We start from the raw sequence: 24,988 nt of genomic DNA on the forward strand, positions 1-24,988 counted from the left end.
TTATTCCGGCACGATTTGCGTCACGCTGTAGTGACCGGTGCCGGCGGGCACCAGTTTCTGGTGCAGCCACGGCAGCAGCTCTTCCATCTGCGCTTTCAGCTTCCACGGCGGGTTGATGACAATCATCCCGGACGCGGTCATGCCGCGCTGATCGCTGTCCGGACGCACTGCCAGCTCGATCTGCAGAATATTGCGGATGCCGGTGGCTTCCAGATCCTTCAGCATGTGCTTGATCTGCTGGCGCAACACCACCGGATACCACAGTGCATAGACGCCGGTGGCGAAACGTTTGTGACCTTCCTGAATGCCTTTCACCACATCCTGATAATCGCTTTTCATTTCGTACGGCGGGTCGATAAGGATCAGGCCGCGACGGGTCGGTGGCGGCAGTTTGGCCTTCAGCTGCTGATAGCCATCCGCGCGTTCAACGCGGGCGCGCGCATCTTTACTGAACTCACTGCGCAGCAGCGGGTAATCGGTCGGATGCAGTTCGGTGAGCTGCAGCTTATCCTCGTCGCGCAGCAGATGGCGGGCGATCAGCGGCGAGCCAGGGTAATAGCGCAGCGTGCCGGTTGGGTTGAGGTTGCGAATCGCCGCCAGATAGGGCTTCAGCAGCGCCGGTGCGTCCGGCTGTTGCCAGATACGCGCAATGCCTTCCAGATATTCGCCGGTACGTTCGGCGTGCTCACCGCTCAGCTGGTAACGTCCGGCACCGGCGTGGGTGTCCAGATAGAGGAAAGGTTTCTCCTTCTCCATCAGGGCGGTGAGAATCAGGCTTTCAACGGTGTGTTTCAGCACGTCGGCGTGGTTGCCGGCATGAAAACTGTGGCGATAACTCAGCATAAAAAAGAGGGGTCCGCGGTTGGATCAATGAAGTCGAATAGATCGTGTGTGGCGCGATTATAGCCGCGCCGCATAAAAATTGCTGACGTTTTACCATCCGCTTAAGTTTTCAGCGCGCGGGTCGCTTTAGCGGAATGCGACCGGTCTGGTAGAGAACTAATTTCACTCAGGGATAATTCGACTCTCGAAATTTTACCGCAGATTAAGTAAGTTAGTAGCCGAAAACGAAGCGGTCGCGAGCGAAATGCCAGGAATGCGTCTCTGGCAAGGAAACTTTTCGGCCATGGCCGTATAATTTTTTGCTTCAAGCATCCTTAATAACTCCTGGTGACAATAATGAAAAAAATGACTGGTATCGCGGTGGCAAGCCTGCTGGCACTGGCCGGCTGCGCGAAACAACAGCCTGTTCATAGCCTGGTAACGCCGCCCGCCGCCGACGCTCAGCCGATGGCTGAATCCGCTGCACGGCCTGACGGCCAGCCGTTTGTAACCGAAGCGCCAGCCCAGCCGGCCGCTGCCTCGTTCGCTGACGATCGCGCCAGCAATATTCAGCAGTGCCGTAAAGAGCTGGATGCGATGCGCCTCTACAGCCAGGCGTCTTATGACAGCTACCAGGCGGAGTTCCAGAAAATTGGCGCGCAGACCAACAAATATCTGCAGATTAAAGATTCGATTGGCGCAGATATTAACGATTTAGTCATGCCGCGCTATCAGTTCCAGATCCGTGAACTATGCTTCCGCATTAAAACCCGTCTGTCACAGCTGATTATTCGCCAGGCCGGTTAACAATAACGGCGTAAGCCGACCCCTTTTTTAACAGCGCGACAACCTCGCGCGGTGGATGGCTTCATCTCAATTAACATATTGAGATGAGGCCTTTTGTTTTCTTAGCGGCAAGGAGCCGCGACTGGAGGTTTTGATGACACAGCGTCATCTGCTGGCGGTGCTGATTAGCGCGGCCTTACTGCTACCCGGACAGGCCGCTTCAGCGGCTGATGATGACATGCTGCGCGCGTTCAGCGAAGCAGCGCGCACCCTGCCGCCGGCACCGGCAGCAAAACCACAGCCACCTGCAAAACCGGCCGCAAAACCGGCGGCGAAAACCGTCAGCAAGGCAGAGAAAAAAGCCGCAACAGCGCCCGATCACAGTGCGGAACTGACGCGTCTGCGCCTCCGCGTGGCGGAACTCGAAAAGCTGTCTGCGGCACCTGCGGTGAAAGCGGACGATGCGTTAAAGGCGCAGCTGGCTGCCAGCGACAAAAAACTGGCAGCGCTCAGCGCGGAGAAGCAGCAGCAGGAGAAAAACATCGCCACGCTGCAGCAGGCGCTGAAAGAGGCACAGCAGCAGCAAAGCGCCGGCAGCGCCCAGCTGACGAAACAGCTCAGTGACGCGCGCGCGGCGGCCACCCAGAGCGCCGATGCGCTTAAAGCGCTGAAAGGGGAAAACGACAAGGCGCTGGCGGCGCTGCAGGCTGAAAGCAAACAGCAGCTCAGCGCCCAGCAGGCCGGGAACGACAAAAAGCTGGCAGCGCTCAGCGCGGAGAAGCAGCAGCAGGAGAAAAATATCGCCACGCTGCAGCAGGCGCTGAAAGCGCTGAAAGCCGAAAACGAGAAAACGCTGGCGGCACTGCAGGCTGAGAGCAAAAAACAGCTCAGCGCCCAGCAGGCGGCAAGCGACAAAAAGCTGGCGGCGCTACAGGCAGAAAACGAGAAGGCGCTGGCGGCGCTGCAGGCTGAGAGCAAAAAGCAGCTCAGCGCCCAGCAGGCGGAAAGCGATAAAAAGCTGGCGGCATTACAGGCTGAAAGCAAACAGCAGCTCAGCGCACAACAGGCTGAGAGCGCCCAAAAACTGGCCGCGCAGCAGACTGCAAGCGACAAACAGCTGAAAGCGTTACAGTCACAGCAGACGGAAAGCGAGAAGAAGCTCACCGCCCTGCAGACGCAGCAGGCCGAGCGTGAAAAACAACTCGCCGCGCTGGATAGCGAAAAACAGCAGCAGGCGCACAACCTGGCGCAGCTGACGCGGGAACTGGAGGCAGCGAAGCAGCAACCGGCCGCCGCGCCGAAACTTTCTGCCCCGAAAAGCGATGCCGAACGCGATGGTTATACGCTGGGTCAGTTCATCGCCAGCAATGCGGTGGTGCAGCTGCAGATGGTCAAAGACATCGGCCTCAGCATCAGTATGGATCAGCTGATTGCCGGCTTAACCACCCAGTTGCAAAGCGGTGATTCGCTGCTTGATGGCGAAGAGATGGCGCGCCGTTACGCCACCATGCAGGCCTCCATTGGCAAAGGACTGAACGCACTGATTGAAAAAGGTTACGCGCAGCTGGACAAGAAAGTGGCGAAGCGTAAAGCGCTGAAGAAAGATCTCGGCATGCAGTGGTTTGCGGTGAAAAGCGTGAAAGGCAAACTGCTGCCGGACCAGCAGGCGGCGGTCAGCGTCCGCGTTACCACCCTGAGCGGCAAGGTAATCAATGATTTTTCGCACGATCAGGTGCCGTTCAACGACAGCCTGCCGCCACTGTTGCAGGAGGGCATGTCACTGACCGGTAAAGGCGGCGCAGTGGAAGGCTGGGCGCTGGCGAAAGATATTTACGAGCGCGAGCCGCTGCCACCGTGGGTCGCGCCGTATGATGTGATCCATTATCAGCTGACCATCAAATAACCTCTGGCCCGCCGTCTGGCGGGCTTTTTTTTCAACAATGCGCGATAAATCGCGTCGCTACTGATACGTGCACTTATTGTAGCGGCGCGATTCATCGCGCGTTTTTCTCTCTGCCCTTGCGGGTGGCATTGATTTTCCCCTCGTCTGGCCGCATGTTAGTAAAATTGCGCCGCGCCCCTGCGCGCGGCCCCACTCCATGATGAAAGGACTGCGCTTATGACCAATCCGTTACTCACGCCTTTTACGCTACCGCCTTTTTCCGCCATCAAACCTGAGCACGTGGTTCCCGCTGTAACTGAAGCGCTGAACGACTGTCGCGCAGCGGTGGAGCGCGTAGTGGCGCAGGGCGCGCCTTACACCTGGGAAAATTTAGTCCAGCCGCTGGCAGAAGTGGACGATCGCCTGGGCCGCATCTTCTCGCCGGTCAGCCATCTCAACTCGGTAAAAAACAGCCCGGAACTGCGCGAAGCCTACGAGCAGACGCTGCCGCTGCTGTCCGAATACAGCACCTGGGTGGGCCAGCACGAAGGCCTGTATCAGGCGTATCGCAACCTGCGTGAGGGCGAGAGCTACGCGCAGCTGGATACCGCGCAGAAGAAAGCGGTGGATAACAGCCTGCGCGACTTTGAGCTGTCCGGTATCGGCCTCGATAAACAGAAACAGAAACGCTATGGCGAGATCGCCGCGCGCCTCTCCGAACTGGGATCGGCTTACAGCAACAACGTGCTGGACGCCACCATGGGCTGGAGCAAACTGATCACCGACGAAGCCGAGCTGGCGGGCATGCCGGAGAGCGCACTGGCTGCGGCCAAAGCGCAGGCGGAAGCCAAACAGCAGGAAGGCTGGCTGCTGACGCTGGATATCCCGAGCTATCTGCCGGTGATGACCTACTGCGACAACGCCGCGCTGCGTGAAGAGATGTATCGCGCCTATTCCACCCGTGCCTCCGATCAGGGCCCGAACGCCGGTAAATGGGACAACGGCCCAATCATGGCGGAAGAGCTGGCGCTGCGCCACGAGCTGGCCGAGCTACTGGGCTTTGACTCATTCGCCGACAAATCGCTGGCGACCAAAATGGCGGAAAGCCCGTCTCAGGTGATCGACTTCCTGAACGACCTCGCCAAACGCGCGCGCCCGCAGGGTGAAAAAGAGCTGGCGCAGCTGCGTGCCTTCGCCAAAAAAGAGTTTGGCGTGGATGACATGAATCCGTGGGATCTCACCTATTACGGCGAGAAGCAGAAACAGCATCTGTATACCATCAGCGACGAACAGCTGCGTCCGTACTTCCCGGAATCACGCGCGGTGAACGGTCTGTTTGAAGTGGTGAAGCGTATTTATGGCATCACCGCCAAAGAGCGTACCGACGTGGATGTTTACCATCCGGACGTGCGTTTCTTCGACCTGTACGACGAGAGCGGCGAGCTGCGTGGCAGCTTCTACCTCGACCTTTACGCGCGCGAGCACAAGCGCGGCGGCGCGTGGATGGATGACTGCGTCGGGCAGATGCGCAAAGCCGATGGCAGTCTGCAGAAGCCGGTGGCGTACCTGACCTGTAACTTCAACCGTCCGGTTCAGGGCAAACCGGCGCTGTTCACTCACGATGAAGTGACCACGCTGTTCCACGAGTTCGGCCACGGCCTGCACCACATGCTGACGCGCATCGAAGCGCCGGGCGTATCTGGCATCAACGGCGTGCCGTGGGATGCGGTCGAGCTGCCGAGCCAGTTTATGGAGAACTGGTGCTGGGAGCCGGAAGCGCTGGCGTTCATCTCCGGCCATTACGAAACCGGTGAGCCGCTGCCGAAAGCGCTGCTGGATAAAATGCTGGCCGCGAAGAACTATCAGGCGGCGCTGTTCATTCTGCGTCAGCTGGAGTTCGGCCTGTTCGATTTCCGTCTGCACACCGAGTTTGATCCGGCGCAGGGCGCGCAAATCCTCGAAACCCTGCGTGAAGTGAAAAAGCAGGTTGCCGTGGTGCCGAGCCCGGAGTGGGGCCGCTTCCCGCACGCCTTCAGCCACGTGTTTGCCGGTGGCTACGCGGCGGGTTACTACAGCTATCTGTGGGCCGACGTTCTGGCTGCCGATGCCTATTCGCGCTTCGAAGAAGAGGGCATCTTCAACCGTCAGACCGGTCAGTCGTTCCTCGACAACATCCTGACGCGCGGCGGTTCCGAAGAGCCGATGGAGCTGTTCAAACGCTTCCGCGGCCGTGAACCGCAGCTGGATGCGATGCTGGAACACTACGGAATTCAGGGATAAGCCTGCTTGTGAAGATCGGTTTAGTGGATGAAACAGGCGCCGGAGACGGCGCCTTATTACATTTGGCGCAGCGCTGGGGGCTGGAGCAGGACGACAGCGCCACGCTGGCGCTGGCGCTGACAGCGCAGCATCTGGAGCTGCGTAAAGTCGATGAGCCAAAGCTTGGCGGCATCTTTGTCGATTTCGTTTCCGGCGCGATGGCGCACCGGCGCAAATTTGGCGGCGGACGCGGCGAAGCGGTGGCGAAAGCGGTGGGCATCAAAGGGGATTATCTGCCCGACGTGGTGGATGCGACGGCGGGGCTGGGACGTGATGCCTTTGTGCTGGCCGCGCTGGGCTGCCGCGTGCGCATGCTGGAGCGCCATCCGGTGGTCGCGGCACTGCTGGAAGATGGCTTGCGCCGTGGCTATGACGATCCGGAGATCGGCGGCTGGCTGCGCGAGCGCCTGACGCTGCTGCATGTGGTCAGCCAGCAGGCGCTGAGTGACATCACGCCGGCACCGGACGTGGTGTATCTCGATCCGATGTATCCACACCGGCAGAAAAGCGCGCTGGTGAAGAAGGAGATGCGGGTGTTTCAGTCGCTGGTGGGGCCGGACGAGGATGCCGATGCGCTGCTCGAACCGGCGCGCCGTCTGGCGAAGAAGCGCATCGTGGTGAAGCGCCCGGATTACGCACCGCCGCTGGCCGGCGTCGCCACTCAATCGGCGGTGGTGACCAAAAGCCACCGTTTCGATATTTATCCGCCGTTGTCGTAAGCAGTCACTATGGCTTAGCGGCGTGAATCATCGCGTCGCTGCAAGCCATATAATTTCATATCATGACGATGCATAACGTGGATTGTGCATAGCCATAAGTTAACTGGTTAAAACTCATATCTTTACTGTCTTCCGCCCGGAAATTCACTCCTTCCAGACTTATGCTAACCCATCAGGTATATTTCCGTTATTTTTTTTGATATCGGTGTTGCTATTTTTATGTTTTTTGTTTTTAAGGGTGAAATTACTGATAAACATCCGACTATATAAGATTTTTCCCCTAAGAGATTAATCTTAATATTTATCTAAGTCATTGATAAAATTAATTATATGTATTTTTTATCTGGATTTGTTTTGCGACATGTCTCAATAAGAAAGTGCGGTCCTTGTTGATATTATTTCCGCGTTAAGGATGGAGCTTTCATTGTGCTCTCTCATCCGGGAAATTTCTCAACGCTAACCTGGTTGTTTAGCGTGACTATTAAAATACATGGACTAAATAAATTATGAACGCCATCCCCGTTAATGTCGCCGTTGTAGACAAAAAAACGGTTGTCGAAGCGCAGGTGCTTCGCAACGGTAAAAATGGAAAACCAGTAAAAATCAAAGCCATTGCCAATGGGAAATATATCCTTGCTGAAGGTGAGAAGGGTGTTGCACCTGAAAACATCACCGTCAAGCGCGTAGGCAAAAGTCTCTGGGTTATCCTGGAGGATGGCGATCTGGATAAACCCGATCTCATCATTGAGGATTTTTTTGTCTACCCTGGTCAGCTGGTTGGTAAAGCAGAAGATAACGCTTTCCATGAATACATCGCCTCTGATGCGCGTGATGATCACGAAGCTGCAGCGCTTGCTGATGGCGATTATTCGGCGCTGGTGCTCGGGTCAGAATCCGTCCCGGGGCTGGATAATCTGCTGATTGCCGAAAATGGTCTGATTAATCCGATGCTGTTGGGGCTGGGTTTACTTAGCGCGATTGGTGCAGCGGCAGGCATCATTTATCACAACAATAAAAAAGATCACGGTAAGTCAGGTGAGGGTGAAGGCGGGAATCTGCCTGATCCGGTATTCACTCAAGGCGCAACCATTGATGCGGTGACGGATAACGTGGGCGCAATTCAGGGACCGCTGGCCAGCGGCGACTATACCGATGACGCGACGCCAACCCTGAGCGGCACTGGCACCAATCCTGGTAATACTGTTGAGATCTGGGATAACGGCACAAAAATTGGTGAAGCCATTGTCGATCAGGACGGTAACTGGACATTTACGCCAGGCACGGCGCTGGCTGAAGGCGACCATAGCTTTACGGTGATTGAACGCGACGGTAAGGGTAACACCAGCCAGCCTTCCGAACCGTTTGAGCTAATTATCGATCTCAAAGCGCCAGCACAGGCGACGCTGGACAGCGTATTCGACGATCACGGTTCGCTCACCGGGTTGATTGCCAACGGCGAGGCCACCGATGACAATACGCCGACCCTTTCCGGCAAAGCGGAACCGTACAGTACCGTATCGATCTACGACAACGGTGAAAAAATCGGTGAAGCACTGACTGATGCCAACGGCAACTGGACCTTCACCCCTGCAACGGCACTGGCTGATGGTGAGCACGCATTCACCGTGGTTGCTGCCGACCGTGCCGGTAATATCGGCCTGCCCTCTGCTCCTCACATCATCACTATTGATACGCAGGCACCGGTAAATCCGGGCATTGGTGAAGTCACTGACAACGTGGGTAGCATTGTCGGACCGGTAGACAACGGCGGCAGCACCGACGACAGGACTCCTACCATCGGCGGCGGCGGCACGCCTGGCGACGTGGTAACCATTATTGATGACGGCAAGCCGATTGGCAGCACTGTCGTGGGTGATGACGGCAAGTGGGAGTTTACGCCAGAACAGCCCCTGGAAGACGGTGAGCACAACATCGGTATCATCATCACCGATCCGGTCGGCAACGAGTCTGCACCATCAGATGATTACACCATTATTGTCGATACCCAGGCACCGGATAAGCCGCGTATTGTTGCGGTTATCGACAATCAGGGTGAACAGCAGGGTGAACTGCAGCCGGGCGATACGACCGATGATGCGCTCCCGACCATAAAAGGCGAGGCTGAAGCTGGCAGCATTGTTAATCTGTATGACAATGGCGTGCTGATTGGCTCCGCGCGAGCAGACGCCGCAGGCAACTGGGAATTTACCCCGAACAAACCGCTCAGCAATGGCGGACACTCTCTCACGGCAGAAGCAACTGACGCGGCGGGTAACGTCAGTGAACCGTCTGACAGCTTTGATTTCACGCTGATTACCGGTGGTGTGCCAAGCGCGCCGGCGATTATTGGTGTGCTGGACGATGTGGGTGATATTCAGGGCAACGTCGCGAAAAACGGTGTCACCGATGACACCCGCCCGACCGTGCATGGCACGGCACAGCCAGGTTACACCGTTTCTGTCTATGACGGAGACGTGCTGCTGGGCACCACCACCGCTGATGAAAACGGCCGCTGGCGCTTTACACCGGAAGTGGACCTGGCTGAAGGTGAACATCAGCTGTCCGCTACTGCTACCGATGCGGCGGGCAACATTAGTCCGCAGACCGGCGTGTATCCGATCATCATTGACACTACCCCGCCAGAAAATAGCGGCGACAACACCCTGACTGATGATGTCGGCGCGATTCAGGGCCCGATTAACAGTGGCGATACTACTGATGACGCCACACCTACCTTTGACGGTAAAACTGAGCCGGGCGCTGTAGTGATCATCCGTGATAACGGTGAAGAAATTGGCCGCGTTGTCGCGGACAAAGACGGTAACTGGACATTCACCCCTGAACAACCGCTGGCCGAAGGCGATCACAGCTTTACCGTACAACCGGTAGATAACGCCGGTAACAAAGGTGAAGAAAGCGCGCCAGTCGACTTCATCGTCGATACCTCTGGTGTTGAAGTGACGATTATCAACGTCTATGACGACGCAGGCGAAGCTGGCTACGTGCAAAAAGGTGGCGTGACTAACGATGCTACGCCGACCATCAATGGTTCAGCGACGCCAGGTGCGCTGATCCATATTTATGACAACGGTGAGCTGATTGGCTCCGCGCTGGCAAATTACAAGGGCGAGTGGTCATTTACACCAGCGGAGCCGCTGAATGAAGGCGAACACAGCTTTACCGCCACGGCGACGACCGAAGCCAATGGCGTCAGCGCACCGACCGCACCGTTTGATCTGATCATTGATATCACTGCCCCGGGCAACGACGGCATTGACGAGGTGCAGGATGACGTAGGTAGCGTTCAGGGACCCGTTGAAAGCGGCGAGGTGACTGATGACAGCACGCCAACGCTGGTTGGTGGCGGCACGCCGGGTGACGTGGTGACCATTATTGATAACGGCGAAACCATCGGTAGTACCGTCATCGGTGATGACGGCAAGTGGGAATTCACGCCAGAAACGCCACTCAACGACGGTGAACACGAGTTTGAAACCATAATCACCGATCCGGCGGGTAACACCAGCGAACCGTCCGATCCTTACACTGTCATCGTGGATACCACCCCACCCGCGAAACCGGAAATCGGCGATATCATTGACGATGTCGGTAACGAAACCGGGCCGATCGAAAACGGCGAATCAACCGACGACACGCAGCCGACCATCGGCGGTGGCGGCACACCGGGTGACGTAGTGACTATCATCGATAACGGTAATCCAATCGGCAGCACCGTGATCGGTGACGATGGCAAGTGGGAATTTACCCCGGAAGAGCCGCTGGAAGACGGCGAACACAATATCGGCATCATCGTGACCGATCCGGCAGGTAATGAATCCTCACCGTCTGACGATTACACCATTATCGTTGATACGCAGGCGCCAGAAAAACCTGTAATTAAAGAAGTATATGATAATCAAGGTGATAAGCAGGGTGCACTCAATCCGGGTGAGGTGACGGATGACGCCCAGCCGACCGTGCGCGGCGAAGCGGAGCCGGGTAGCCTGGTCAACCTGTATGACAATGGCCAACTGGTGGGTTCAGCTGTCACGAATGCTGAAGGCCAATGGGAATTCACGCCAACCCGACCGCTGCTGAACGGTGCGCATTCACTCACTGTGGAAGCAGTTGATGCGGCCGGTAACATTAGCGAACCGTCCGACAGCTTTGACTTCATGCTGGAGGCCGGCGGCGCGCCGACCGCACCGGCGATCACTGGCGTAGTGGACAACGTCGGAGATGTGCAGGGCGCAATCGAAAAAGGCGGCATGACCGATGATGTCCGTCCTGCCATTAACGGTACCGCGCAGCCAGACAGCGTAGTCACCGTGTATGCCGATGGCAAAGTGCTGGGGACCGCCCTGACGGATGCCGCAGGCAAATGGTCATTCACGCCAGATAGTGACCTGGCCGAAGGGCTGCGTAATCTGAGTGCTACCGCGACCAACGCGGCCGGTAATATCAGCCCGTCAACCGGACTCTACCCGATTGTGATTGACACCACCGCGCCTGATGCCAGCAGCGATAATCAGCTGACGGATGACGTTGGCGACATTCAGGGGCCGATTAATAGCGGCGACACTACGGATGACGCGCAACCAACCTTCAGCGGTGTGACCGAGCCGGGTGCGACCATTATTATCCGCGACAACGGCCAGCCGATTGGCAGCGCGGTCGCCGGTAAAGACGGCAACTGGCGCTTTACGCCGGACCAGCCGCTGGCGGATGGCGATCACAGCTTCACTGCGCAGCCAGTTGATAAAGCCGGTAATAAAGGTACGGAAAGCCAGCCAGTTGACTTCATTGTCGATACCTCTGCGGTGCTGGTGACCATCAATAGCGTTTATGACGATGCGGGTTCTGTCACGGGCAACCTGACCAGCGGTGCGGTCAGCGATGACACCACGCCAACCCTCAACGGTTCGGCGACGCCAGACGCGCTGATTCACATCTATAACAACGGCACGCTCATCGGTTCCGCAAAAGCCAACTACAAAGGCGAGTGGAGCTTTACGCCAGATGTTGCGCTGGCGGAAGGTGAACATCACTTTACGGCTACGGCGACAAACGCCGCCGGAACCAGCGCCGAGTCGTCACCTTTTGACCTCACCATCGATCTGACCCCGCCAGTCGTGGGCGGTATTGATAGCGTCCTGGATGACGTGGGCACGGTGCAGGGCCCGGTCGACAACGGTGGCATTACTGACGACACCACGCCTACGCTGGTAGGCGAAGGCGTGCCGGGCGATGTGGTGACCATTATCGATAACGGTGAAACCATCGGCAGCGCGGTAATTGGCGAGAATGGCAAGTGGACCTTTACGCCGGAAACCCCGCTCAACGACGGTGAGCACAAATTTGAAACCGTGATCACCGATCCGGCCGGCAACAGCAGCCAGCCGTCCGATCCGTACATTGTGACTGTTGATACGCAGGCGCCGAACAAGCCAGCGATTACCGAAGTGTTTGATGACCAGGGCGATCGCACCGGTGCGCTGAAATCCGGTGATACCACCGATGACAGCATTCCTACCGTGAAGGGCACTGCGGAAGCCAACAGCCTGGTGAAGATTTATGACAACGGTGAACTGATCGGTAGCGTGCGCGCTGACGGGCAGGGCAACTGGCGCTTCGAACCGGGCAAACCGCTGGTTAACGGCGCACACTCGCTGACCGTGGAAGCGATCGACGCGGCGGGCAACGCTAGCGAGCCATCAGAGAAGTTTGACTTCTCGCTGGCAGCCGGCGGTAAGCCAACGGCACCGGCTATCACTGGCGTGATGGACAACGTAGGTGACATTCAGGGTGCAATCCAGAAAGGCGGTCTGACCGACGACGCGCGTCCGACCATCAACGGTACCGCCCAGCCGGGCAGCATCGTTACGCTGCTGGTTGATGGCAAAGCTGTGGGCAGCACCCAGGCCGATGGCGCCGGGAACTGGTCATTTACGCCGGACAGCGATTTGGCGGATGGTGTGCGCAACATCACCGCTACCGCCACTAACGCGGCCGGTAATATCAGTCCGGAAACCGGGGCGTATCCAATTGATATCGATACCTCCGCGCCAGAAGCCAGCAAAGGTAATCAGCTGATTGACGACGTTGGCCTGGTGCAGGGTCCGATTAACAGCGGCGACATCACCGATGACGCGACGCCCACCTTTAAAGGTAAAACCGAGCCGGGCGCCACGGTAATCGTGCGCGATAACGGTAATGAACTGGGTCGCGCGGTAGCTGATAAAGACGGTAACTGGAGCTTCACGCCGGATCAGCCGCTGGCGGATGGCGACCACAGCTTTACCGTTCAGCCGGTGGATAAGGCCGGTAACAAAGGGCCGGAAAGTGACACCATTGACTTCACCGTAGACACCTCCAAAGTGGTGATTGCTATCACTCAGGTGTATGACGATGCGGGCAGCATTACCGGTAATCTCACGTCCGGTCAGGTGACAGATGACACCACGCCGACCCTGAAAGGCACCGCAACCGGCAACGCGCTGGTGAAAATTTACGACAATGGCCAGCTGATTGGCAGCACGGTGGCAGCCAAAGACGGCAGCTGGAGCTTTACGCCTGGCGTTGCGCTGAGCGAAGGGCCGCACAGCCTGACGGCGACCGCCACCACGCCGGCACACGGCGAGAGTGAGGCCACAGCCGCCTTCGATATCACTATTGATATCACGGCGCCAAACAACGCGGGTATTGAGGATGTCCGTGATGACGTGGGTACAGAGCAGGGCACCGTGGACAACGGCGGCGCGACTGACGATACCACGCCAACGCTGACTGGCGGCGGTAAACCGGGCGACGTGGTAACCATTATCGATAACGGTGAAACCATCGGCAGCGCGGTAATTGGCGAGAATGGCAAGTGGACCTTCACGCCGGAAACTCCGCTCAACGACGGTGAGCACAAATTTGAAACCGTGATCACCGACCCGGCGGGCAACAGCAGTAAGCCGTCGGATCCTTATGTAGTGAATGTGGATACGCAGGCACCGAATAAGCCAGCGATCACTGAAGTGTATGACGATCAGGGCGATCGCCGTGGACCAATCGCTGCAGGCGACACCACTGATGATGCGACACCGACGGTACGCGGTACCGCTGAAGCCGACAGTCTGGTGAATATTTATGACAATGGCGTGCTGATAGGCTCAACCCGCACTGACGGCAAAGGCAACTGGAGCTTCGAGCCACCGTTACCGCTGGCCAACGGTGCCCATGCGCTGACAGCGGAAGCGGTAGATGCCGCTGGTAACGTCAGCGAGTCGTCAGACAAGTTTGAGTTTGGCCTGATCAGCGGCGGTGTGCCGAATGCGCCGGCGATTACCAGCGTAATGGATAACGTAGGAGACATTCAGGGCCTGGTGCAGAAGGGAAGCGTCACCGACGATGCACGACCAACCATTAACGGTACCGCACAGCCGAACAGCCTCGTTACGCTTTATGCAGACGGCATTAAGCTGGGCACGGTAACGGCAGACGCCAACGGTAACTGGAGCTATACGCCAGCCAGCGATCTGCGTGACGGCGTGCATAACATCAGCGCGACTTCCACCAATGCTGCCGGCAACGTCAGCCCGGAAACCGGCGTCTATCCGATTGAAGTGGATACCACGGCGCCAGGCAACATCATCAATCCGGTACTGACGGATGATGTCGGCCAGGTACAGGGGCCGATTCGCAGCGGCGAGACCACCGACGATGCCACGCCGACCTTTAGCGGTAAAACTGAGCCGGGCGCTACAGTAATTGTGCGCGACAACGGCAAAGAGTTGGGCAGAGCGGTCGCCGATGACAGCGGTAACTGGACGTTTACCCCGGGCACGCCGCTGACAGATGGCAAGCACAGCTTCACCGCGCAGCCGGTCGATCTCGCCGGTAATCAGGGCCCAATTGGCGGGGCGATTGACTTTACCGTCGATACTTCTGCGGTGGTGGTAGCGCTGACTCGCGTGGAAGACAACGCCGGCAGTGTCAAAGGCGATCTGAGTTCCGGCCAGGCCACCGATGACACCACGCCAACGCTGTATGGCACCGCGACGCCGAACGCGCTGGTGAAAATTTATGACAACGGCAAGCTGATTGGTCAGGTAAGCGCTAACGCGCAGGGCCAGTGGAACTTCACGCCGGGTACAGCGCTCAGCGAAGGTTCGCACGCCCTGACCGTGACGGCGACCACTGAAGCACACGGCGAAAGTGAGCCAACCAGCCAGTTCGATCTGCTGATTGACATCACCGCGCCGAACAAGGGCGTGATTGACTCCGTCAGCGACGACGTCGGCACGGTTCAGGGACCAATTGGCAAAGGCGGCTACACCGATGACACCACGCCAACCCTGTCTGGCCGCGGTACGCCAAATGATAAGGTCACCATCATCGATAACGGTACACCGATTGGTGAAGCCACCGTTGGCAACGACGGGCGCTGGAGCTTTACCCCGACTACGCCGCTTAACGATGGTACGCACAACTTCACCGTGGTGATGACCGATCCGGTGGGCAACAGTTCGGCACCGTCTGACATCTGGCCGGTGATTGTCGATACCCAGGCGCCGAATCCGGTAGTGCTCACCAGCATCATGGATAACGCTGGCAGCGTGACCGGTGAGATTAAGCGCGACGGCGTGACCGATGATAAGCGGCCAACGCTGAATGGTATCGCCGAGCGTGACAGCCTGGTGACCATTTACATTGGTGAAGATGCAGTAGGCTCGGTGAAAGCTGATGCCAGCGGCAACTGGAGCTTTACCCCGGGCAGCGATCTGGCTGACGGACGCTATGAGTTTACCGTCACCGCCACTGACGCGGCCGGTAACACCAGCTATCCAACCCAGCCGTGGGCGATAACCGTTGATACCGTGGCGCCGAACCTGCCAGCGATTGTCCGCGTCTACGATGACGCCGGCAGCATCACCGGTGATGTGCTGAACAACGGTATTACCGATGACAAGCGGCCGACTATCAGCGGCACCGCCGAGGTCAACAGTATCGTTACCGTATACATCGACGGCACGCCTGCCGGTACGGTACGCACCGATGGCAGCGGCAACTGGAGCTTTACCCCGGGCAGCGATCTGGCCGATGGCCTGCACCGCATTACCGCCACCGCTACCGATACCGCGGGCAACATCAGCGGCCAGACCGCGGCGTGGAACATTACCGTAGACACCGTGGCACCGAACGCACCGGTAATTGTCACCATTGAAGATGATATCGGCAGCATTAAGGGCAACATCGATAAAAATGGCTTCACTGACGACAAGCGGCCAACCATCAACGGCACCGCCGAGGTCAACAGTCTGGTAACCATCTACATCGACGGCAAAGTGGTGGGCAGCACCCGCGCCAATGGCAGCGGTAACTGGAGCTTTATCCCGGCCAGTGACCTGTCGGACGGACTGCACCACATCAGTGCCAAAGCCAGCGATAGCGCTGGCAACAGCAGCGGTGAGGCTGTGACGTGGGATATTACCGTTGATACGGTCATCAGCACGCCCACCATTGACACGGTGTATGACAACGCTGGCAGCAAAACCGGTAACGTGGGCAAAGGGAGTAGAACTGATGACACTACGCCGACCTTATCCGGTAAGGCTGAAGCAGGCAGCGTGGTGACTATTTATGATGGCAGCACCAAACTGGGCTCAGTGAACGCAGGAATAGATGGTACCTGGACGTTTACTCCGTCCCCTGCACTGGCTAACGGTGCTCATCAGTTTAATGTACAGGCTACAGATAATGCGGGTAATACAGCCAAATCAGAAAGCTGGAATATTGCAATAGGTCCTGATGTTACATTAAAAAAAGGTTCCGAAAAGTTCATGTATAGTGATAAATACTTCTTATCCGGAACAACGCTTTCGAGTGGTTTGAAAATAACCACTAAACCTGGAGAATACTTTTTTATATACGATACCTATAACGTTCCTGGGGGAGTATTTAAATTGGACTCCAATGTTTCATCGGCCTTACATTTCGGTGCGACAACTGATATTCATTTTGCTACTTTAGGTTGGGGTTCAACAAATGTTTCCAGCAGCCCTTTATTCATCAAGGTTTATGATATAGATGGTAAATTAATACATACTCAACAAATACAAAGTAGTGTTTTTATGGAGTATGTTCAATTCGATTATGTCGCTCCTGAGGGTGTTTATATCAGCCATGTTGAGCTCTCAACTAAGGATTCGGGTGGGTTATATATTGATGATGTTAAATGGGGGAATGATATTTCCAAAGTGTCAAATAGTTCTGTTGATGTTTTGAATTATGATGATATCACGCCAATACACGACGAAAATTCTCTTATTAACGCTATTAATGATAATGATGGTTTAGTTCTTAGTGTCCAGAATTTCGAAAGTTTAAATGATATTAGGCTGAACGAAGTTTTCTCTTCTATAGGTGAGAATGGACTGGAAAATATTAAATATGAACAGCTCATATTAGAAGCATCTCAGGAAGAAACGATCACTTTAAATGATCTGCTCAAAGACGGCACCGATCTCGGCGACTGGTCGCAGGTCGCGGGCACGATTACTCAGGGCGGTCAGGTCTACGATGTCTATCGTCACAGCGGAGTGGAAGGTGAATTGCTGGTGCAGCAGGGGGTAAAAGTCGAACTGGATAATCATTAATCAGCCGTGGCTTTTTTAACCTGTTAACCATCAATACTAATCGGGTGCCCTTTTGGGCACCCGTGGAGGAGTTATGAAAACTTTCAGCCTTACCCTGCTGGCCGCACTGCTGGCCGGTTCCGCCACCTTTAGTCATACCGCGCTGGCGGCAAAACCGTTCGGTGAACTGTATCAGCCGGTGAGCGGCGTACCGGCGTCGCAATCGCAGGTAGTGTATTACCGCACACTGGCACAGTCGGGCAACGATGCGGCGCACGTGTATGTCGATGGCGAATTCCAGACCGCGCTGCTGCCGGGTGGCTTCAGCGTATTTTGCCTCAAACCGGGCAGCCACTCGCTGGATAACTACATGAAAGACGCGCCGCGTTACAGCGGTAAGCGCGCCCAGGCATGGCGCGACAACTTTGCCGGCGGCACCACCTACTTTGTGCGCCTCGGCAACGTCACCACTGGCCAGCCGCAGGTGGTCAGCCGCCAGCAGGCGGAGCGGGAACTCAACGGAGCGCAGCAGCAGATTCACGCGCTGTCGCGCGCATCATCGGTAGTGAAGTGTGACAACCTCGCGCCGCGCAGCTACAAAGACTACGTGCTGGCCGGTGACGTGCTGTTTAACTTTGGCAAATCGTCCATTGGCGATATCTCCGCCGCCGGCCGCCGCGCGGTCGGCGCGCTGATTGCCGAGCTGCAGCGCGATCGCGCCGAGCTGAAAAGCCTCGAAGTGATTGGTCACACCGACCCGATTGGTAACGCCAGCGCCAACCGCCAGCTCGGTCAGCAGCGCGCTGCTACGGTACGCCAGATGCTGATTGACGGCGGCCTGCCGGCCACGGTGATCCGCGCCAGCAGCGCGGGCAGCAGTGAACCGGTGGTGGAGTATTGTGAAGGATCGCGCGCCGCACAGATTGCCTGTAACGCGCCGAATCGCCGGGTGGTGGTGCGGGTGGCGCTGAACCAACAGCCGTAAGCGTCAGGAATTTCCCTAAGCCATGTTGTAGTTGTTCTGTTATTGCAGTCTTTTGCCCCTCGGTCCGAGGGGCTTTTTTACTGGTTATTCCTCTTCCTCATCGCGCAGCGGCACAATCAGCATATCGATATGCACGGTATTGATCAGCTGGCGCGCTGACGACATCAGCTTGCTCCAGAAATCCTGATGATGGCCGCACACCACCAAATCAACATCGTATTTTTTAATCGCGTCCACCAGCACCTGGCCGAGATCGCCGCTGCCGCTCAGGGTTTCGCTAATCGGATAACCGGCATTGGTGGAGAGCTCGCGCAGCGCGGTGTGTGTCTCTTCCGAAATACGCTTCTGCATATCGCCGAGGTTGACGTCAATCAGCCCGGTGTAGAGATCTGAATAGTTCACATCAACGTGAATCAGCGAGATTTTTGCATCATAAGGACGGGCCAGTGATACCGCTTTATCAACCAGTAACTGGCTTTCCGGGGAAAGGTCTACTGCAATCAGGATGTGTTTATAAGCCATGATAAAACTCCTTTCTCAAGATTCTGGGGCAACCCGAATTTCTGCCGTTTGGCTGGCGTAATCCTTTGCGCGTAACGGCGATGAAGCGCCACCAACCACAATGTCAGCCACGCAGGCGAATAATTGTTATATCCCGAGTATAGCCAGAGTGGGTAGCAAATGCTGCAAACCGAAGCCCGGCTGTGAGTCAGATCATGGGTTATCGCTTTTTTCGCTCGCGCTGAACGAAAATCATCGCTGGAAAAAATTTAAACAGATCTCCTACACTGAAAATGAGGGCCACTCCCGTCCGGGTAGCGCGCTCAGGTCCGCATAACAACAATGCAATTCGATTCATCTGTGGCTGGTTTATTTCCCGTGGGGCGTCTGCAGCTTTTCCCCGCTGCAGGTAACGTCATTGCGGCTCCAGCCGGGAGGGGAACATGATCAGCACTATCGCGCTTTTTTGGGCTCTGTGTGTGGTTTGTCTGGTGAATATGGCGCGTTACTTCTCATCGTTGCGCTCACTGCTGGCGGTGCTGCGCGGGTGCGATCCGTTGCTGTATCAGTATGTTGATGGTGCCGGTTTCTTTACGTCCCACGGTCAGCCGAGCAAGCAGGTGCGGCTGGTGCGCTATATATGGGAGAAACGCTATCGCGATCATCACGACGATGAATTTATTCGTCGCTGCGAGCGGGTGCGCGGTCAGTTTGTTCTGACCAGCGGGCTGTGTTTTCTGGTGGTGGTGAGCCTGATCGCTTTAGCGATTTGGCACTGAGAGGGGGAGCGGGTTCTGTCGCGGCGCGCTGTGTTGTATTCGCAACGCACCACGGCAGAACCGTGCAACGCTGAAGCGTTAAATCAGCTTCAGCGCAATCCAGTACAGCGAGCCAGACAGCAAAATACACACTGGCAGGGTGAATACCCAGGCCATCGCGATATTTTTGATGGTGCGGCTTTGCAGCCCACCGCCATCCACCAGCATGGTACCGGCAACCGACGATGACAGAATGTGCGTGGTCGAAACCGGCATCCCGGTGTAGCTGGCGATACCAATCGACACCGCCGCCGTGACCTGGGCCGACATGCCCTGCGCATACGTCATGCCTTTTTTACCGATCTTCTCGCCGATGGTGGTCGCCACGCGGCGCCAGCCAATCATGGTACCGATGCCGAGCGCCAGCGCGACCGCCACGATAATCCATACCGGCGCATACTCGATGGTGCCGAGCAGATCGCCTTTCAGCTTATTGAGGAAGCGCTTATCGTCGGCGCTGGTCTCCGGCAGCTTAGCGGCTTTGTCCGCGGTGTCGGAGATGCACAGCAGCAGACGACGCATCTGACCGCGCTGGTCAGGTGTGAGATCGCTGTAGCTCTGCAGATTACCCAGCAGACCCTGCGCACGGTTAATCGCATCGAGCGCACGGGAGCTATCACAATGGAACTCCTGCGGGCCGCCGAGCGACTCTTCCGGCGTCGGCACTGCCGGTGGCGCCATCTGCACGATGTGCGTCAGCGACTGGCCGTGCTGCTGGTAATACTGCTCCAGATGGTTCACCGCATCGCGCGTACGGGTAATGTCATAACCGGAGGCATTCATATTCACCACAAAGCCCGCCGGCGCGACGCCAATCAGCACCAGCATGATCAGGCCGATGCCTTTCTGACCGTCGTTGGCACCGTGCGAATAGCTCACGCCAATGGCGGAGACAATCAGCGCGATACGCGTCCAGAACGGCGGCTTTTTCTTGCCGTCGATCTTCTCGCGGTCAGCAGGCGTCATGTGGATGCGAGCCCGTTTTTTGGTGCTGCTCCAGTAGCGACGCAGCAGGAAAATCAGGCCACCCGCAATGATCAGACCAACAATCGGCGACAGAATCAGGGAGAGGAAAATATTGATGACTTTCGGCAGATTCAGCGCATCCACCACCGATGTGCCGGTCATCAGCGCATTGGTGAGACCAATACCGATGATAGCGCCGATCAGCGTGTGTGAACTGGACGCCGGTAAGCCGAGATACCAGGTACCGAGGTTCCAGATAATCGCCGCCAGCAGCATGGAGAACACCATGGCGAGCCCATGCGCCGAACCGACATTCAACAGCAAATCGGTTGGCAGCATATGCACGATGGCATAGGCCACGCTCAAACCGCCGAGCAGCACACCTAAGAAGTTGAACACACCGGCCATCACAACCGCCAGTTGCGCCCGCATCGCACGGGTGTAAATGACTGTAGCGACCGCGTTGGCAGTGTCGTGAAAGCCGTTGATTGCTTCGTAAAACAACACAAACAGCAGAGCAAGAACCAATAACAGGCCGGTGCTTAGGTCAAGACCAGCAAACAGATGTAGCATAAACGTTACGCCATTTTGGAGGACATGAACGCGGCGCATTATCTGCGACAACGTGCGCTATGGGAAAGAAAAATATAGCTCTTTTTTGTCTTAAATTTGTCATCCGGCAGGTAATTAAAGGCAAAAAGACCGCAAAATGAGCAAGTTACAATATGACACATTTACGGCAATTTTTTGTCACTGGCGCGAAAAGCCGCAGATCTCTACAATCAGCGCCTTTCAATCAGGTGGGTTAAGGCAGTGGAAAAGTTTGACGTTATCATTATTGGTGCAGGCGCGGCCGGCATGTTCTGCGCGGCACAGGCCGGGCAATTGGGCCGTCGCGTATTGCTGCTGGATAACGGCAAGAAGGCAGGGCGCAAAATCCTGATGTCCGGCGGCGGCCGCTGCAACTTCACCAATCTCTACACCGAACCGGCGGCGTACCTGTCGCACAATCCACATTTCTGTAAATCGGCGCTGGCGCGTTACACCCAGTGGGATTTCATCGATCTGGTTAATCGTCACGGCATCGCCTGGCACGAGAAAACTCTCGGCCAGCTGTTCTGCGATGATTCGGCGCAGCAGATTGTTGATCTGCTGCTGAAGGAGTGTGAAGCCGGCCAGGTGACGCTGCGACTGCGCAGCGAAGTGCTGAGCGTGGCGCGCGACGACGACGGTTACACGCTGCAGCTGAATGGCTCGGCGGTTCGCGCGGACAAGCTGGTGATCGCCAGCGGTGGTTTGTCGATGCCGGGACTGGGGGCAACACCGTTCGGTTATAAGGTGGCGGAACAGTTTGGCCTGCGCGTCCATCCAACGCGCGCCGCGCTGGTACCGTTTACGCTGCATAAGCCGCTGCTGGAGCAACTGAACACGCTTTCCGGCGTGGCGCTGCCGACCACCATCACCGCTCAGGACGGCACGCTGTTTAAAGAGGCGATGCTGTTTACCCACCGCGGCCTGTCCGGTCCGGCGGTGCTGCAGATCTCCAGTTACTGGCAGCCGGGCGAGTTTGTCACCGTCAACCTGTCGCCGGAGACGCCGCTGGACGATTTTATCGACGTGCAGCGCGCGGCGCATCCCAACCTCAGCCTGAAAAACAGCCTGGCGAAGATTCTGCCAAAGCGGCTGGTGGAAGTGCTGCAGGAGCTGCAGCAGATTCCCGACGTGACGCTGAAGCAGCTCAACAGCAAGCAGCAGAGCGAGCTGGTCACCACGCTGCACCAGTGGCGCGTGCAGCCAAACGGCACCGAAGGCTATCGCACCGCCGAAGTGACGCTGGGCGGCGTGGATACCACGCAGCTGTCGTCAAAGACCATGGAAGCGCGCGACGTGCCAGGGCTCTATTTCATCGGCGAAGTGGTGGACGTGACGGGCTGGCTCGGCGGCTACAATTTCCAGTGGGCGTGGAGCTCGGCGTGGGCGTGCGCGCAGGCGGTTTAATTTTTTAATAGTCGAGTGGTTTTTCCCTCACCCTAACCCTCTCCCGCAAGCGAGAGAGGGAACTGGCCGGTGCCGGTTGGGGAAAGGGAACTGGGCGGTGCTGGTAGGGGAAGAGGGAACGGGCTGGTACGCCAGGGTGCAATCGGTCATCTTCAGTCTTTGTCTGCGAGCTTTTCACACTTGCCCCCTGCTTCATGCCCCTTATTTTCCCCAGTTACGCACGGCATTCCCCGCCCGCAGCGGACCACTCCCTCTCCCGCAAGCGGGAGAGGGAACTGGGCGGTGCATGCCTTTCACATTTCCACTCGCTGCGCCTTCCCGGTTAACAAATGTTACGTACTGCATTCCCCGCCCGCAGCGGACCGCTCCCTCTCCCGCTTGCGGGAGAGGGCCGGGGTGAGGGCAAACCCAAACCCAAACCCAAACGACTAAGAATCTCCCCCATTTGTCAGACTGCACTGACCGGCGCGTAGGCCTGGTCTCATTAACCTTAAACCTGCCAGTCCTTAAAATAGCCTGAGGCCAGCCGGTCAGCACAGGGGAAGCGCAGGGATGAAAGACGCATACATGGATTGGTTCATTCACCACTTTATTCAGCCACCGCGCCAGGCGCGCGTGCGTTTGCTGGCTTACACCGGCGGGCCGGTGGCAGCGCATCAGCTGGCGAACAGCCTGCCGCGCTGGCTCACTAACGATGTGCAGCACCTGCGACGCGGCATGATGCGCGAGTACCGGGCGCAGATTAACGGCATGGCGCATTTTCCGGCGCTGGTGACGGATTTCAATGACGCGCGCACGCTGGCGCTGGGGGAGCTGCAGCCGCAAAGGTGTAAGCTAAGGCTGGTGATCAGCCCTGCAGCCGGTAAATTCTTCCTGTTCGACCAGACAGGCGATGTATGGATAGGTTGTATTTAACGTCTGATTTGCTTTGGACACGGCCATGGCAGGGGAAATTAAAGCCTGAAGGATACTGCTTCAACAAAATTGTGTCGCGCTGTTAAGGTTAGCATTTTGTTGTTATCGGATTATTCCCTCCGTGTTAAAAATCGAGCGCTGTTAACGCAAGAAAATTTTATTAACTAAAAGTGACGTCATTGTGATGTCCTTGATGCGCACGCCAGCATGGCATTAAGCGATGAAAAACCGCTTCTTGCCAGGCAATTAATTTTGCTACGACTGATTTCACGTGGGTGCAGTCCCATTTCCCGTGCAATCAACGACGGTTTCACTCCGCGTAATAAAGCACAAATGACGCGTTTTTCACGTATGAGGGCGTTTTTCCCGATTAATTGTTCTTCAATAGACTCAGGGTTAGCTTGCAGCAGATTATGTATTACCTGATGCAGCGTCGTTAATTTTTCTTTTTTCATTACCACATCACTGAAGTCTGCATCCAGGAGTGTGCGACGCATCGCCTTAGCTTCTTCATCCAATAAAATCAACGTGCTGCCTTTGAACCATTCAGGAATGAGAAGTAACTCTGCCAGACCTGCCGCATCACGAGGCAGGTCGGTAATCACTAAATCGGCATAACTAAACATGAGCTCATCTGATATTGCCTCTGGCGCACCCAGTATCGTTTGCACTTCACATCCCGGGAGTGAACGGCAAAGCTCTTGTAAACCGGTCAGCGCAAAATTGCAGCTCAGCGCAATAATGATTTTTTTGGTTTTATTATCGTCACCAGTGTTGAACAGAATATCCATTCCCATTTTTGTGCTCTTATTTTATGACGGTTTGTGAAATTGTTTACAGGGTGATTAATTGCGACATGAAGATCATACGATTAATGTTCTTACAAAGATATGGGATTGTTCATCGGTGCCGTGTAGGACGTGGCCTACGTTTTGTTATTTGATTATTATTGATTATTTGTTGAATTTATTAGTCTAATAGTTAGATAGAGGAAGTTTATATTTGGCTACTGACAGGAAATGAATCATGGCGAACTTTATCGTCGTCGACGATCATCCCATGGCGCGTATGGCTGTAACTTTTTTACTTGAAAAAGAAGGGCATACCTTAATTGCCGAAACTGATGATGGTCGCGAAGCACTCGAGCTGGTTGATCAGCATTACCCGGAAATCGTCGTAATGGATATTGATATTCACTCGATAAATGGTATTGAAGTAGTAAAAACTCTGCGCGCCAGGAGTTTTCCGGGTATTATTATTATCGTCTCAGGTAAGAATCAGAGTTTCTATGCAATACAGAGTATTCGCTGTGGCGCAAATGGTTTTATCAGTAAAAAAGACAATTTGCCGGAAATCATCACCGCAATTCGGGCGGCACAAAATGGTTATGGCTACTTTCCGTTAGCCGGTATTAATGCACCACCGGAACAGAGCAGCACTCATCCCGATATCCGGCTACTGGAATCGCTGTCGCCGCAGGAATTTCAGGTATTTAACTACCTGTTGAAGGGGCTGGATAACATGCGCATTGCTAACCGCATGAATCTTAGCAATAAAACCGTTTCTACTTATAAAAGCCGTCTGCTGGATAAGTTGCATTGTCAGAGCCTGCGCGATCTCTTTGCCTTTGCCAATCGTAATCATATGGAGTAGCG

14 protein-coding genes are annotated in these 24,988 nt (G+C 56.0%); 10 read left to right on the top strand and 4 right to left on the bottom strand.

The features are described 5' to 3' along the window. Nucleotides 1-843, bottom strand: coding sequence for a 23S rRNA (adenine(2030)-N(6))-methyltransferase RlmJ (locus AC6I8P_RS01070; RefSeq protein ID WP_021508100.1), 843 nt, complete (start codon nt 841-843; stop codon nt 1-3). Nucleotides 844-1,179: 336 nt separating this feature from the next. On the opposite strand from AC6I8P_RS01070, the gene AC6I8P_RS01075 reads away from it, so the two are divergent. From AC6I8P_RS01075 to AC6I8P_RS01100, 6 genes are all read left to right on the top strand, one after another. Then, on the top strand, nt 1,180-1,629 hold the full coding sequence (locus AC6I8P_RS01075; protein WP_021508101.1) for a YuaE family lipoprotein: 450 nt from the start codon (nt 1,180-1,182) through the stop codon (nt 1,627-1,629). Nucleotides 1,630-1,762: 133 nt separating this feature from the next. Further along, nucleotides 1,763-3,511, top strand: coding sequence for a hypothetical protein (locus tag AC6I8P_RS01080; RefSeq protein ID WP_498030912.1), 1,749 nt, complete (start codon nt 1,763-1,765; stop codon nt 3,509-3,511). Between the two features lie 216 nt (nt 3,512-3,727). After that, nucleotides 3,728-5,770, top strand: coding sequence for an oligopeptidase A (prlC, locus tag AC6I8P_RS01085; protein WP_104189813.1), 2,043 nt, complete (start codon nt 3,728-3,730; stop codon nt 5,768-5,770). Between the two features lie 8 nt (nt 5,771-5,778). Further along, complete coding sequence (gene rsmJ / locus AC6I8P_RS01090) at nt 5,779-6,528, top strand: 16S rRNA (guanine(1516)-N(2))-methyltransferase RsmJ (protein ID WP_498030913.1); 750 nt, start codon at nt 5,779-5,781, stop codon at nt 6,526-6,528. A 506-nt stretch (nt 6,529-7,034) separates the two neighbouring features. Beyond that, a complete protein-coding gene (locus AC6I8P_RS01095) occupies nt 7,035-17,171 on the top strand; it encodes an Ig-like domain-containing protein (protein WP_498030914.1) in 10,137 nt (3,378 codons plus the stop codon). 73 nt (nt 17,172-17,244) lie between these two features. Beyond that, nucleotides 17,245-18,135: an OmpA family protein gene (locus AC6I8P_RS01100; RefSeq protein WP_498030915.1), complete on the top strand. Its 891-nt coding sequence runs from the start codon at nt 17,245-17,247 to the stop codon at nt 18,133-18,135. 84 nt (nt 18,136-18,219) lie between these two features. Here the strand turns inward: AC6I8P_RS01100 and uspA are convergent, their stop codons facing one another. Continuing rightward, a complete protein-coding gene (gene uspA, locus AC6I8P_RS01105; protein ID WP_021508107.1) occupies nt 18,220-18,657 on the bottom strand; it encodes a universal stress protein UspA in 438 nt (145 codons plus the stop codon). A 422-nt stretch (nt 18,658-19,079) separates the two neighbouring features. Between uspA and uspB the strand changes: the two genes are divergently transcribed. Continuing rightward, nucleotides 19,080-19,415 (top strand): universal stress protein UspB, encoded by a 336-nt coding sequence (gene uspB / locus AC6I8P_RS01110; protein ID WP_010618665.1) that lies wholly within the window; start codon nt 19,080-19,082, stop codon nt 19,413-19,415. Nucleotides 19,416-19,493: 78 nt separating this feature from the next. On the opposite strand, the gene pitA is transcribed toward uspB, so the two are convergent. Next, nucleotides 19,494-20,993 (bottom strand): inorganic phosphate transporter PitA, encoded by a 1,500-nt coding sequence (gene pitA, locus AC6I8P_RS01115; protein ID WP_021508108.1) that lies wholly within the window; start codon nt 20,991-20,993, stop codon nt 19,494-19,496. A gap of 240 nt (nt 20,994-21,233) precedes the next feature. Here pitA and AC6I8P_RS01120 point away from each other — a divergent pair, with 240 nt between their 5' ends. Then, nucleotides 21,234-22,418, top strand: a complete 1,185-nt coding sequence (locus AC6I8P_RS01120; RefSeq protein ID WP_211726985.1) for a BaiN/RdsA family NAD(P)/FAD-dependent oxidoreductase — start codon at nt 21,234-21,236, stop codon at nt 22,416-22,418. Between the two features lie 567 nt (nt 22,419-22,985). Continuing rightward, the gene (locus AC6I8P_RS01125) at nt 22,986-23,333 is read left to right on the top strand and encodes a hypothetical protein (protein ID WP_136548270.1); all 348 of its coding nucleotides are present in this window, start codon (nt 22,986-22,988) and stop codon (nt 23,331-23,333) included. Between the two features lie 176 nt (nt 23,334-23,509). Here AC6I8P_RS01125 and AC6I8P_RS01130 read toward each other — a convergent pair whose 3' ends face one another. Further along, the gene (locus AC6I8P_RS01130) at nt 23,510-24,130 is read right to left on the bottom strand and encodes a hypothetical protein (RefSeq protein WP_421040022.1); all 621 of its coding nucleotides are present in this window, start codon (nt 24,128-24,130) and stop codon (nt 23,510-23,512) included. A 229-nt stretch (nt 24,131-24,359) separates the two neighbouring features. On the opposite strand from AC6I8P_RS01130, the gene AC6I8P_RS01135 reads away from it, so the two are divergent. Then, nucleotides 24,360-24,986 carry a response regulator gene (locus AC6I8P_RS01135; RefSeq protein WP_059012542.1) on the top strand — a complete coding sequence of 209 codons (627 nt, stop codon included), beginning with the start codon at nt 24,360-24,362 and terminating at the stop codon, nt 24,984-24,986. Nucleotides 24,987-24,988 lie beyond the last annotated feature (2 nt).

The organism is gamma proteobacterium symbiont of Lampromicra miyakona (assembly GCF_059730895.1).

Coding starts and splice junctions, on each gene's coding strand:
- AC6I8P_RS01070 (WP_021508100.1), bottom strand. CDS start 843: ATGCTGAGTTATCGCCACAGTTTTCATGCCGGCAACCACGCCGACGTG.
- AC6I8P_RS01075 (WP_021508101.1), top strand. CDS start 1,180: ATGAAAAAAATGACTGGTATCGCGGTGGCAAGCCTGCTGGCACTGGCC.
- AC6I8P_RS01080 (WP_498030912.1), top strand. CDS start 1,763: ATGACACAGCGTCATCTGCTGGCGGTGCTGATTAGCGCGGCCTTACTG.
- prlC (WP_104189813.1), top strand. CDS start 3,728: ATGACCAATCCGTTACTCACGCCTTTTACGCTACCGCCTTTTTCCGCC.
- AC6I8P_RS01095 (WP_498030914.1), top strand. CDS start 7,035: ATGAACGCCATCCCCGTTAATGTCGCCGTTGTAGACAAAAAAACGGTT.
- AC6I8P_RS01100 (WP_498030915.1), top strand. CDS start 17,245: ATGAAAACTTTCAGCCTTACCCTGCTGGCCGCACTGCTGGCCGGTTCC.
- uspA (WP_021508107.1), bottom strand. CDS start 18,657: ATGGCTTATAAACACATCCTGATTGCAGTAGACCTTTCCCCGGAAAGC.
- uspB (WP_010618665.1), top strand. CDS start 19,080: ATGATCAGCACTATCGCGCTTTTTTGGGCTCTGTGTGTGGTTTGTCTG.
- pitA (WP_021508108.1), bottom strand. CDS start 20,993: ATGCTACATCTGTTTGCTGGTCTTGACCTAAGCACCGGCCTGTTATTG.
- AC6I8P_RS01125 (WP_136548270.1), top strand. CDS start 22,986: ATGGATTGGTTCATTCACCACTTTATTCAGCCACCGCGCCAGGCGCGC.
- AC6I8P_RS01130 (WP_421040022.1), bottom strand. CDS start 24,130: ATGGGAATGGATATTCTGTTCAACACTGGTGACGATAATAAAACCAAA.
- AC6I8P_RS01135 (WP_059012542.1), top strand. CDS start 24,360: ATGGCGAACTTTATCGTCGTCGACGATCATCCCATGGCGCGTATGGCT.